This window comes from Zooshikella sp. RANM57 (assembly GCF_050749885.1).
Classification (GTDB): Bacteria; Pseudomonadota; Gammaproteobacteria; order Pseudomonadales; family Zooshikellaceae; genus Zooshikella.
In genome coordinates this window covers 143,751-156,367 of sequence record NZ_JBOIUB010000004.1, presented here as the reverse complement: position 1 = coordinate 156,367, position 12,617 = coordinate 143,751, and the positions used below count along the sequence as shown (strand labels likewise).

The following is a 12,617-nucleotide window of genomic DNA, read 5'->3' as shown; positions in this document are numbered from 1 at the left end:
TTTTTCAGCTAATAACGACTTTAGGGCACCTCTAAAAATGCACTTTATTTATGACTATAGGATCTTAAGTTGTAATAAGCCATGAGAAGGCCATCTTGTCCTTCGTTTATCATTATGGCCTCTGTTGCTTACTCAGATATAAATTAGCGGATTAGTAATATTACGATGACCTGTCATTCCATTGATTTCTGTTTTCTGTATTGTCAAAATTGGTCATACTAGGGCCTGTTAACACTATTTGAATCATGGCTGGATCATCATGTTTTTGGTGAAAGGTAAATAATGTTGTTGCACTCTCTTTTAGACGTTCCTGTATTTCTGTAACAGGTGCAACACTAACTGACTTTTTGTTCATTCATCGCTTACCGAAAAATCCATGCCATGTTTAATACTATTCCCTTTGGACTCAGCTACAGTCAAACAGAAACTATGTCGGAATATGAACGCATTTTTGATGAAAGTTATGAGCGAGTACGAAAAATCCAACGAAACAAACAAACCTTTTTTGAAGTATTTTATCAACGTTTCATGGCAACTTCGCCTGATATAGCTGCACGTTTCGTCAATACTGAAATGTCTCATCAGCGGCGTATGTTAGAAAAGTCTTTTTACAAACTACTTACCTTTTATGCCACTAATAATGCGGCAGACTACTTAGAAAAGATTGCCGAACAGCATGACCACGAGCATTTGAATATTAAGCCAGTTTGGTATGACTTATGGCTTGAAGCACTCATGACTACATTACGTGAGTTTGATCCTGATTATAATGATGAAATAGAACTTGCTTGGCGTTTAGTTCTATCTCCAGGCATAACATTTATGAAATACCGCTATAGTCACAAGTTCACCGCGACGTAATTCTTACACTGAATACTCATTCACTAACGACATCTATTTTCCCAGCTTATTAAGTTGCATTAATGCTTCAGTGAGTTTTACACTAAAAATATGTCTTCGCTAATAATCTGCTGATGCTATGGCAAATAAAAAAAGTCCCGATCGGTTTAAACTGCCTGCCAGTGCTATACACACCTTTATTACGGATAAAGATTTTCCCTTTGCTAACACTTCAAAAATTAAGCCATTTTTGGGAATTCTTGGTCAAGATCGAGCCATCGCCGCGCTGCATTTTGGTGTAGGCATACCACACACAGGGTATAATTTATTTGTCATGGGTGAATCAGGGACAGGCCGTAGTTCTTATGTCCTTGAGTTTTTACAACGAGAGGCCAAGCGAAAACCCGCGCCTCCAGACCATATCTACGTCAACAATTTCAATGAGTTGCGTAACCCCATCGCACTAGAGCTTCCCTCTGGAGAAGGGCAAGTTTTAAAAAAAGATATTGATCAACTCATCGATAACTTATTAGCGACCTTCCCCGCTGTTTTTGAGCACCCAAGTTATCAGCAGCAAAAAAGCAATATTGAATTAGAGTTTAACCAACGTTATGACAAAGCGATTGACTCTGTTGAACGGGCAGCCCACAAGCAAAGTATTGCACTTTATCGCGATGCCACCACAATAAGTTTTACCCCGATGCACGATGGTAAAACATTAGATGAAGTGGAATTTGCCCAGCTTCCAGAAACTGAGCGCGAACAGTTTCATCAAACCATAGGTCAACTCGAAGAATTACTTAATGAATCACTGCTTAGCTTGCCTCAGTGGAAGCGAGAGTCAAACGATAAGCTACGAAAGCTTAATCGCCAAACAATCAATCGTGCACTTGCCCCATTAATCAGACCTCTCAAAGAAAAATATCGAAAAATACCAGGTATTACACTCTATCTTGAACAAATGCAGGAGCAACTGCACACCATTATTGTTGAACAACTTGCCGATGAAGAAACACCTCGTACTGACGCAGAGAAAAAAGCAGCACTAAACGAACTACTGTCTCCTAATTTACTTGTCACCCATAACCCTGAGGCGGGAGCCCCCGTTATTCACGAATCCCATCCCAGTTATAAAAACCTGTTCGGTCGAATTGAATATATTAATGACCAAGGCACCATGATTACCAACTATCAACAGATCTGCCCTGGTTCATTACATAAAGCAAATGGCGGCTATCTTATTATTGAGGCCGACAAACTGCTCACTGAACCTTTTGTTTGGGAGGCTCTCAAACGCGGACTTAAAGATAAGCAACTACGAATGGAGTCAGCTTATGCCGACTTGGGAGTAATCAACACCATTACCCTGACTCCCACAGTGATCCCTCTAAATATAAAAGTTATTTTGGTCGGTACTCGAGAAATATATTATTTACTTGAAGAGCTGGATGCTGAATTTCGAAAAATGTTTCGAGTGCTTGTTGATTTTGATGAAAGAATTCCCCTTAATAGCGAATCTTTGGAAGCCTTCGCTGCATTAATGCAGACATTTATAAATCGTGAAGGATACCGACCTTTATCTTCAGCAGCCGTTGCCCGACTGGCTAACCACAGCGCCAGGCTCATCAGCAGCAAACACCACTTATCCGCTCGCTTTCGGGATATCTTTGATCTGTTGTGTGAAGCAGAGTATATCCGCTCTCTTACCGATGAACCGTTAATTGAAGAAAACCATATTGAGCAGGCATTAACTGCACAGGAACATCGCACCAATCGAATTAGTTTACGTATTCGCGAACAAATGCTGGATGACACTATTATCATCAATACTGAAGGGAAATCCGTTGGTAAAGTTAATGGTCTAACAGTATTAGACACAGGAAATACCAGTTTTGGTACCCCCGCAAGAATCACCGCAACCGTATTTCCTGGCTCACAAGGTGTTGTTGATATAGAAAGGGAGGTTAATTTAGGCCAGTCCATTCACTCTAAAGGTGTCATGATATTAGCGGGTTATTTAGGGTATATGTATGCTCGCCACTTTCCTTTAGCTATTTCAGCCAATATTGCCATTGAACAGTCTTATGGCTTTATTGATGGCGACAGCGCCTCACTTGCAGAGCTTTGCTGCTTGATTTCAGCACTAACCCGTATTCCACTCCATCAATGCTTTGCCCTAACCGGTTCTGTCAGCCAATATGGCGATGTACAGGCGGTGGGTGGTGTCAATGAAAAAATCGAAGGTTTTTTCGATTTGTGTAATGTCCGAGGCCTAAACCATCAACAAGGCGTCATTATTCCTCGAAGTAATGTAAAAAACCTGGTGTTAAAAAAGTCAGTCGTAAATGCAGTAGAAGATAATAAATTCCATATTTATGCAGTGGAAACCGTTAACCAGGCATTAGAAATATTAACAGGAAGAGATGTAGGTCAACAGGATAGCCGGGGGGCTTTTCCTGCCAATACCGTTAATGGAATTGCCATTGCCAAACTCCATGAAATGGCACTCGCAGCAACGGTCAACGGAAATGATACCCCTTTAAAAAACAAGCAAAAAAAAATCATTCCTAGCCCTCCTGTAATGGGGAATGATCATGAATCGCAGGATGAGTAATCAATTTTGGTTTACCTCTTCCCTGAACAGCAAGCACCTCGTCAGCCGATAGTAAGTCATGCACATTTAAATCCATCATACCAATCAGCGTAAAAAGAATATGGGCCCAGCTGGTTTTATTCGCAAATAACATGTCGGGTGTATGGAGTGTTCCCCCATGATTAATATAACCCAATGCACGCGTCTTCTCAGGTCCCAGATCTAATGGGCGTAATACAGCTAGCCAAGGCTCAGGGTGACCATGTACGACAAATAGCCTATATTCAGCCAAAGCACCAAAAATACGCTGAATATGTTCTGTTGAGAGGCAATGTTTAGCTTCCCAACGATCACGACTTTCTCGTAAACGTCCTGGCTCAAAAATATACACAACACTATGCTCTATGCTTGCTTTTATGAGTCGTACTGATGCTTTCATCACTTCAGCTAACTGAAAGCTACCAATAGCGACCAGCTGCAAGGATTCATCTGCATTCCCCTTAAGACAAATGGCGCCATCAGTCACCAACTGACAAGCTTGGTTCATGGATAAATATTGAGGCTGAAGCGTTTTTGCCATCACCATAACCCAAAGTTGGCCATGGCTTTGAAACAACTGCTCTAATGTGGCTAATGCACAGTTCCAGTCAAGAGGAAATACAACACGTGCAATATCTGCGGGTTCATTAATTAACGCATCAACAAAGGTCGGGTCCTGATGAGAGTGCTCATGCTCACCATTTTCCCACACCAATGAGGTGAGTAACAAAGGCAGTGATAACTCATGAACAGGTATGTCCGCTTGCTTTTTACGCCGATTAAACGTCAACATTTGTCGTAAAATACCCAACATTTTAGTGGCAAATGCTTCATAGCTGACGACAAGGTTTAATCCTTTAGCATTCGCTAAAGCCGCACTCACCACAGCCTCTTCATTCAGTGCAGTAATCACTGAACCATTAACCGCCTCGGGCTGGCCAGGGTGAGGATCACACACGCGGTGATGAAGAAAATCGAGTGTTTGATAAAGATGGTTCGCCTGTAACTGATCGGGGTTACCGACTCTCACACGAAGCTGTGGATTTATTTTGGCTAACTGAGCAAAACTTAAGTCAAATGCGGCCACAGAAGACTTCTCTGACTCAAGTTTTTGCAGCCAGAAAAGCTCAGGCATAACCACTTTAATAGGCGAGTGCAACTCATTACAGTTAGCTTCTCGTGGTCGTTCTGTTAATTCATGATTATTTAACAAGGCAATAGATTGTGTAAGCTCAACAAAAGGCACCCATAAACGCCGAGCACTGGTATTAAACTCACTGACACCTTCTGCATCTTTTGCTGGGTTATGCTCTAAGGGTGAAGTGTGTGCTCTGGATGTACCAGCCCCCGCAAATCCAAAGCCTTTCACTGTCACGGCAATGGTATAGGGCAAGCGGACAGGATAACGTCCTTTCCCTTCTAACAGTGCCTCACCTTGAGTGCCTAAGCGCTGCTCCATTTCATACAGCGCCCAGGCAAAAGCCCCTGGATCTGTACCATCAATAACAAGTGGATCATAATGCTGGTGCTGTAAATACTGCTCAAGCCAGTTGTATTCTCCAGACAATGCAGTGGTTGTGCATTGGTCAATCCGGCGGCCATTAGCAATCATAACAGGCATCACTAAACCCGTATCTTCCGCCCGCCACCAACGTGGTGCCCAGTCACTGCCACGCTGCTCTTCAAACGCACCATCACTTAAAAAAGCAACCAGTCGTTCCCCAGGCAATGGCTGATGCATATACTGCAACCCTGTCACCCCCAGGTAACCGCCTTCACTCATCCCTCCTGCCGTATGTACACTGACACGACTGCTTAACGGTAATTTTTGCATACCCTCAGGGGTTAACTCACTTGCATAAAAATCTGCCGCTAGTTTACTCAAGCCTTCTTCCGTCATCTGATAACGTTCAGCCTGCGCAGGTTTAAGATTCCCCAATAACACATTGACCGCGTCAATGGCAGCAACACAGTGTCCCTGCTCCATTACCCAACTGCGAGTGATACCACTGAGGGCATTAATTGCCATGTATCCAACATAGGCTGGCACCATATTGAGTGCGCCACCCAAAAAACCTTTCGGTTGAGGCTTAAAGTCAAAACTACGCAGGTCACGACCATCAAGAAATACCCGACGAGTATAAGACATGTGCACCACAAGCCACATTGCCGCACTGGCAACACGATCTGCAGCACCTAACAGTTTATAGGCATGTGATTTATCACTGATTAATCCTTCCACAGCGAGCATATCAATCAACTCATATACTCTGACCTGGGTTTCTGCTTGATGCTTAATCACACCATAACCTGCAGCCCAGTGTGCAAATTCTGGCGCCTTTTGCCGATAAAGCTCTGCTTTATGTTCCAGTTGAATGCGTTGAATATCCTGGTGGGTATCAGTCATTATCCTTGCTCAACTGTAGGGCAATTGCATTGACTAGCAGTGGATAAATATCTATGTGATTTGATTCATGGATAATCGTATTACAAGTGACTATTTGTGCAACCAAATCACTCTGAAGCAATGCTTCAGCACCTGGGGCAAAAACACCATGAACGCCCATACATATGGCTTTTCTCATTCCCTGGTCGCTTAGCTGCTGGATGGCAGACAACATCGTATGGCCGGTAGAAATAATGTCATCAATCAACACGGGAGTATAATCAGTATAGTCAGCCACTTGAGGGGCAGATACCTGAACATCTCGATCCCCAAAACGCTCTTTACTTAACACCTGCCAAGGTAACTGAAACGTGGTGGCTACTGAGCGAACCCACTGTTCACTTTCACTATCGGGACCAATCAATAAAGGATTTTCCACTTGCTGATCGATCCATTCCGCTAAACACTCAGCACTATGCACAATTCTCGTCTCGAGGGAATATATTTCACTTAATGACTGATAACGGTGTAAGTGAGGATCAACAGTAATGAGCCAGTCTGCATACTGGCTCAGTAAATGCGCAAATGTTTTTGAGGTGATGGCTTCACCAGGTTTAAAACGGTCATCCTGACGCATATAAGGTAAGTAAGGCAGCACAACACCCACGCTTAATGCACCTAAATCCTTGAGGGTACTGAGTAAAAACAGAAGCGGCAGTAACTTACTATCAGGTTGAAATAGATCAGCCAACACAATAACGTGCTGTCCATTACACTCGGTCAGTACACGAACATAGCTTTCCCCATCAGGAAACTGATGTAAGGCTAACTCTCCAGGGCTACAACCAGAAAGCTCTAAGCAGTCCTGAAAAAGTGCATCAGGTGCCAAGAAGTTATAAATAATGGCTGCTGTCATAAATACTCCTCTTCTATACGTACTGCTTCTGGATGTAGTTGCAGAAAATCGAGCGCATACGCTAACTCACCCGGCGCATCCGCGTGTAGAGTAAACAAAGGCTGTCCGAGTTCAACCGAGTCACCTAAACGGACATGCATTTCTACACCAGCCGCTTTCACTTCAGGAGCACCAGCCAAACGCGCAAGGCGTGCAATGAAACGGTTATCTATATAAGAAATAATGCCCTGATGAGAAGCAGTAATCGTATGTTGCTGAGAGGCTAACTCTGGCTCAGTAAAACCACCCTGAGATTCACAAATAGCCATGAACTGGTCTAAGGCTTTACCTGACAATAATGTTTTTTGGGCTAGCTTAAATCCTTCTCCTGGCTGAGCTTTATTGGCTAACTCTAATAATGCCCCCGCTAATACCAGTGATCGCTCAGCAAGATCGGTGGGTGCTTCTGGTTCACAGCGTAAAACGGCTAACACATCTCTTGCTTCCAAAACAGGGCCAATACCACGTCCAACGGGTTGTGTGCCATCTGAGGTAATCGCATGTACTTTTATTCCCAGAGCCTCCCCAGTCGCTACCATTAATTTCTGTAGGTGTGCTGCCGCTTCTTGTGTTCTTACCTTGGCAGTAGGACCAATAGGAATATCTATTAACACCTGAGTAGCACCAGCGGCTATTTTTTTGGAAAGTACCGAAGCGACTAACTGACCTTCACTATCTATATCAAGCGCTCGCTCTACCCGAATGACGACATCATCAGTGGGACTTAAATTCACTGACCCACCCCAGGCCAGACATGCCCCATGTTGCTCAACTACTTCACGCATATGTTCAAAACTAAGTGTCACAGGCGTCATTACTTCCATTGTGTCAGCAGTACCCGCTGGCGAAGTAATGGCTCGCGATGAGGTTTTAGGAATAATCAACCCACAAGCACTGGCAATTGCAACCACAATAGGTGTCGTACGATATCCAGGTAAACCACCTACACAATGTTTATCGAAAATTTCTTGTTTATGCCACTGAAAACGCTTGCCTGTAGCCACCATTGCTTTAGTAATAGAAATGACTTCATTAACATTTAATCCTTGTCCTGCGCATGCGGTAATATAAGCTGCAAGCTGGATATCAGAATATCGGCCTTCGCGAATATCTTGCACAATACTGTAAGCAGATTCATCATTTAACGATTTACCAAACAATTTACCACGCACAAATGCGGTTGACTCAACAGGTTTTGCATGTCCAAACGTAGCGACTTCACCTTCCTGTGCATGTAATAAACGCCACGCTATTTCAGACAATCCTGCCTGCTGATGAGAAATTATCTCACTATCAACAATATTCAATGTAGCAATGATTGTATGATGATCCGTCATAACTTTTATTCGTGTTTGTGCATTAAACCCTTCCGCACGACAAACATGACAGTCACGCCGCATATAAACCACGGGCTCTTGATGGGTGTCTATTCCTAATCGATGTAAATGCAAAAAATCATTAGTACTGTCCATAATTACATTCCCCTTAACCTAACTCCGTTTTCCATGGCCTTACTCAAGTTTCTACTTTCTCATCGTTTTATATGGATTCTACTGTTTTATTTAAAGAAAAGGGCTTAACCAGTGACTATTCCCCAAACGAAGGGTTAAATAACGCGTAAAGGATATACTCAAATTTTGTACATAAAAATATAAAGTCTAGTTTAGTTAGCGTAAATACTAAAAGCACTGGAAATAAATAACACATAGGGTATAGACTGAAAACAATTCACAAAAGATAAACAAAACTGCATTAAGCATTTGAGGCAACCTTGTGAAATTAACATTTTTAGGTGCTACGAATACGGTTACAGGAAGTAAATATTTACTTGAGCATAATCAACAAACCTACCTTATCGACTGTGGTTTATACCAAGGGGTTAAATATCTACGTGAACGCAACTGGATAGTCCCGCCAATACCTGTTTCAAAATTAAATGCAGTTATTCTGACACATGCCCACATTGATCATTCAGGCTACTTACCTGCTTTAGTTAAAAACGGTTTTACCGGGCCCATTTTTTGCACAGAAGGAACCCATGAATTATGTAAAATTCTTCTTCCTGATGCAGGTTTTCTACAAGAAGAAGATGCTCGTTTTGCCAATAAGTACAGTTTTTCCAAACATAAGCCCGCACTGCCTCTTTATACTGAAAAAGATGCAGAACATAGTTTAAAACAGTTTCGTTCTTGCGCTTATCATTCGCCTCTTACACTGCCTGGTGACTTACAATTAAGTTTTAGTCCTATGGGTCACATATTAGGGGCAAGTGCAGTGCAATTACGATCAATGACCACCAACACAACCCTCACGTTTACAGGTGACATTGGTCGGTATCAGGACTTAATGATGTATGATCCTGAGCCTATTGATTCAACTGACTATTTAGTTACAGAATCCACTTATGGTGATCGGCTTCATGCGCTTGACGACTCACTCACTGTTTTACAACAAATTATCACCACGACAACTAACCGCGGTGGGATCGTACTTATCCCCGCATTTGCTGTTGGCCGTGCGCAACTCATTCTTCATCTCATCGCAGAGCTCATTGAAAAAAACCGAATCAATAAAGTCCCTGTTTTTTTAAATAGTCCTATGGCAATTTCTGCAACAGAAATTTATCAACGTTTTCATCATGAGCTAAAGCTTACCGCAAAAGACTGCAATCGAATTGATCAATACACGCATTATGTGAAAACAGTGGCTGAATCAATAGATCTTAATACACGTCAATTTCCGTGTATTATTATTTCAGCCAGTGGCATGGCGAGTGGCGGGCGAGTCTTGCACCATCTAAAAGCAGCTTGTGGAAATTACCGCAACAGTATTGTATTTGTTGGTTTTCAAGCACCAGGCACACGAGGTGAAGCTATGGTGAATGGCGTAGATCAAATTAAAATTCATGGTAATTACTATCCCATCAAAGCAGAAATACACCACCTGGATAACTTTTCGGCTCATGGTGACTATCATGACATTCTAACGTGGCTCAAAAAGATAAAGAGTCCCCCTAAATGTACATTTGTTACGCATGGCGAGCCTACTGCCGCCGATAGTTTACGACTAAAAATCAAAGATCAACTCGGCTGGTCATGTTGTGTACCCAGCTATCTGGACAGTATTGACCTGCAATGATTTTCCTCAATAACTAACAATTAAACCTATAATAACAGGACCTGCTAAGTTATGTTTTAATCTGAAATCACCTACAACGGGGTATTTTATCTTTGCCTTTTCTTGAGAAAAGGAGTCGCTTTAAAGTACGTCAAATATCTTTTAAACATGAAATTTAGTTACAAATAGTTTTTCATTGCCCTACATCATATTTATATTTCACTCGATACCTATAATTTCTGCTTTTTTAGTATACATACTCATACTGCAGGCTATATCTATTACATACTATTTTGCATTTCCATCTACGCTACTATCTATGTTATACCGTCTATAAATAAGCTCCACATGATGAGCAAGGATTAAATGGAATTAATAAACCATGCGTATTTTACTATTTGCCAGTGCATTTAATGGACTTACCCAACGTATTTTTGAAGAACTACTCACATCAGGCCATGATGTTAGTTTAGAACTTGCCTTAAGTAGGCGACACATGCTGGATGCTGTTAAGCTTTTTAAGCCTGAATTAATCATCTGTCCTTTTTTAAAACAACGAATTCCTGATGTCATCTGGCAAAATTACTTGTGTTGGATAATACATCCAGGTATTCCTGGTGACCGAGGCCCCTCCTCTCTAGACTGGGCAATTGTCGAACAACAACCACGGTGGGGCGTTACCCTCATTGAAGCTAATGCAGAGTTTGATGCTGGTGCTATTTGGGGTTATGAATTTTTTCCAGCACGAAAAACCTATAAGGCCTCACTCTACCGTCGTGAAGTTACCACATCAGCCAGCCACTTAATTCATAACGCCCTTGTAAGCTATCAACAACTTGGTTCCGCACCAGAAAAGTATAATTTACCCTCCGTTAAACAGGGTGAATGGCACCCTCTCATGCGGCAACCACATCGCCACTTAAACTGGCTGGTTGATGATACTGATACTTTGCTCCGTAAGTTATATGCAGCCGATAGTTGCCCAGGGGTATTAGATGACATTCAGGGACAACTCTTTTACCTTTATGGCGCCCATGTCGAGCGCACGTTGAAAGGTGAAACCCCAGGAGAAATTATTGCCACACGCCATGGTGCTATTTGCCGTGCAACAAGAGATGGCGCTTTATGGATAACACATTTGAAACCGGTATCACATGATAATCAATCGTTCTATAAACTACCTGCAACGCAATGGCTTGATCAACAACTTCCCCCAGTACCAGATATACCTCAAGCCATACTCCCAGCCCCAAATCCAAACACCTGGCAAGACATTAGTTACTCTGAGCTGGATGATATTGGCTATTTAACATTTGATTTTCACAACGGCGCTTTTTCAACAGCACAATGTTTACGTTTATTAAAGGCATATAAAGCAGCATGCCAGCGACCAACACAAGTACTTGTTCTAAAAGGCGGTACAGACTTTTGGAGTAATGGTATCCACCTTAATAGCATTGAAGCAGCCCAAAATCCGGCCATCGAAGCATGGAACAATATTAAAGCCATCAATCAAGTCACTGCAGCAATCATCAGTACAACAGATAAACTAACCGTAGCCGCCCTTAATGGTAATGCAGGTGCTGGTGGCGCCGTCATGGCTTTCGCCTGTGATTATGTTGTAGCCAGACAAGGCATCATTACCACACCTTACTATAAACCCATGGGGCTTTTTGGCTCAGAGTATTGGACGTATGTTTTACCGAAGCGGGTTGGAGAAGAATGTGCCCATCATTTAACCGAAGCATGCTTACCTGTTGGCACACAACGTGGGTTTGCATTAGGTTTATTTGATGCCGTTCTTGCAGAACGCAGTGATTTATATTGGCAACAACTTCACGACTTTTGCCTGAAGCTTTCAGAAACAAAGTACTGGCAGCATGAGCTTTTACAAAAGCAGCATCGTAGGCAATCAGATGAAAACCTTAAACCGCTTGCGGTTTATGAAGCAGAAGAACTAAACCAGATGTGGCAGTGTTTTAATAGCCAAACATTTCACAATGCACGACGTGCCTTTGTCTATAAAGAGGAGCCTCAACAAACTCCGTTATACTTAGCACCTCATCGCCAACAACATCAAGAGAGGAACCAAGAATCGATTCAAAACATGACCGTCCAATCTACTGAGCTGGAAAATAAAAAAGAAGCCGTTGTTTAGGGTTTATTTTTAATGACTTGATGCCAGGGAAATTCTAACACGTACTTTTTTAGCTATTTGCAAAAAGTGCTGCAATAAACGGTGCACACAGCATAAGGAAGCCGAGCAGTGACCAGCAGCCTACAGGTAGGCTAGTTTGTTCTTTAAGTGTTAAATAATGACCCATACCTGGCAATACCATAAACATCAAACCAAACCCAGGTATGCCTATATTGATAGCTCTTTGAGCAGGATAATCTAACGGTACACCTGAACCTAAATACATCAGTATTAGTAATACCAAACAAGCAGCAACAGCAATCTGCCTGTTATTCGCCAGAGCATCTTTGAGGAGAGCATGATCAATCAACCAAAGCACAGTGAAACAACAAAGCAATGGTGTAAATAAAAATGCCACGGAAACCAAAAACAACATAACTGTTACCCAGCACCAGTAAATTTCATAATAATTTTATAGGACTCAACTTATCTAAATATACTTTCTGCTCAGAACAGGGTAACAGTATTATAAATTGACAGGAAAATATCT

The 12,617-nt window shown here is 42.2% G+C and carries 9 protein-coding genes; 4 read left to right on the top strand and 5 right to left on the bottom strand.

Translation table 11 applies throughout. The annotated features are described in order from the left end of the window. Positions 1 to 160: 160 nt before the first annotated feature. Positions 161 to 355: a hypothetical protein gene (locus ACQ96U_RS10420; RefSeq protein WP_431721186.1), complete on the bottom strand. Its 195-nt coding sequence runs from the start codon at positions 353 to 355 to the stop codon at positions 161 to 163. A gap of 74 nt (positions 356 to 429) precedes the next feature. Here ACQ96U_RS10420 and ACQ96U_RS10415 point away from each other — a divergent pair, with 74 nt between their 5' ends. After that, positions 430 to 861, top strand: a complete 432-nt coding sequence (locus ACQ96U_RS10415) for a globin domain-containing protein (RefSeq protein WP_431721185.1) — start codon at positions 430 to 432, stop codon at positions 859 to 861. Between the two features lie 118 nt (positions 862 to 979). Next, on the top strand, positions 980 to 3,454 hold the full coding sequence (locus ACQ96U_RS10410; protein WP_431721184.1) for a Lon protease family protein: 2,475 nt from the start codon (positions 980 to 982) through the stop codon (positions 3,452 to 3,454). Here ACQ96U_RS10410 and ACQ96U_RS10405 read toward each other — a convergent pair. The 3 genes from ACQ96U_RS10405 to ACQ96U_RS10395 are packed head-to-tail and all read right to left on the bottom strand — an operon-like array spanning position 3,408 to position 8,285. Continuing rightward, complete coding sequence (locus ACQ96U_RS10405) at positions 3,408 to 5,879, bottom strand: xylulose 5-phosphate 3-epimerase (protein ID WP_431721183.1); 2,472 nt, start codon at positions 5,877 to 5,879, stop codon at positions 3,408 to 3,410. The two genes, ACQ96U_RS10410 and ACQ96U_RS10405, sit on opposite strands and share 47 nt — an antisense overlap. Beyond that, positions 5,872 to 6,774, bottom strand: a complete 903-nt coding sequence (locus ACQ96U_RS10400) for a ribose-phosphate diphosphokinase (RefSeq protein ID WP_431721182.1) — start codon at positions 6,772 to 6,774, stop codon at positions 5,872 to 5,874. The genes ACQ96U_RS10405 and ACQ96U_RS10400 overlap by 8 nt, the downstream gene beginning before the upstream one ends. Beyond that, a complete protein-coding gene (locus ACQ96U_RS10395) occupies positions 6,771 to 8,285 on the bottom strand; it encodes a thymidine phosphorylase family protein (protein WP_431721181.1) in 1,515 nt (504 codons plus the stop codon). Before ACQ96U_RS10395 ends, ACQ96U_RS10400 begins: the two co-directional genes overlap by 4 nt. Before the next feature lie 301 nt (positions 8,286 to 8,586). On the opposite strand from ACQ96U_RS10395, the gene ACQ96U_RS10390 reads away from it, so the two are divergent. Both ACQ96U_RS10390 and ACQ96U_RS10385 read left to right on the top strand, forming a co-directional pair. Next, positions 8,587 to 9,951: an MBL fold metallo-hydrolase RNA specificity domain-containing protein gene (locus ACQ96U_RS10390; protein WP_431721180.1), complete on the top strand. Its 1,365-nt coding sequence runs from the start codon at positions 8,587 to 8,589 to the stop codon at positions 9,949 to 9,951. A 361-nt stretch (positions 9,952 to 10,312) separates the two neighbouring features. Next, entirely contained in the window at positions 10,313 to 12,088 is a 1,776-nt protein-coding gene (locus ACQ96U_RS10385; protein ID WP_431721179.1) for a hydrogenase maturation protein, read from the top strand. A 49-nt stretch (positions 12,089 to 12,137) separates the two neighbouring features. Here the strand turns inward: ACQ96U_RS10385 and ACQ96U_RS10380 are convergent, their stop codons facing one another. Then, positions 12,138 to 12,503: a hypothetical protein gene (locus ACQ96U_RS10380; protein WP_431721178.1), complete on the bottom strand. Its 366-nt coding sequence runs from the start codon at positions 12,501 to 12,503 to the stop codon at positions 12,138 to 12,140. Positions 12,504 to 12,617 lie beyond the last annotated feature (114 nt).

Coding starts and splice junctions, on each gene's coding strand:
- ACQ96U_RS10420 (WP_431721186.1), bottom strand. CDS start 355: ATGAACAAAAAGTCAGTTAGTGTTGCACCTGTTACAGAAATACAGGAA.
- ACQ96U_RS10415 (WP_431721185.1), top strand. CDS start 430: ATGTCGGAATATGAACGCATTTTTGATGAAAGTTATGAGCGAGTACGA.
- ACQ96U_RS10410 (WP_431721184.1), top strand. CDS start 980: ATGGCAAATAAAAAAAGTCCCGATCGGTTTAAACTGCCTGCCAGTGCT.
- ACQ96U_RS10405 (WP_431721183.1), bottom strand. CDS start 5,879: ATGACTGATACCCACCAGGATATTCAACGCATTCAACTGGAACATAAA.
- ACQ96U_RS10400 (WP_431721182.1), bottom strand. CDS start 6,774: ATGACAGCAGCCATTATTTATAACTTCTTGGCACCTGATGCACTTTTT.
- ACQ96U_RS10395 (WP_431721181.1), bottom strand. CDS start 8,285: ATGGACAGTACTAATGATTTTTTGCATTTACATCGATTAGGAATAGAC.
- ACQ96U_RS10385 (WP_431721179.1), top strand. CDS start 10,313: ATGCGTATTTTACTATTTGCCAGTGCATTTAATGGACTTACCCAACGT.
- ACQ96U_RS10380 (WP_431721178.1), bottom strand. CDS start 12,503: ATGTTGTTTTTGGTTTCCGTGGCATTTTTATTTACACCATTGCTTTGT.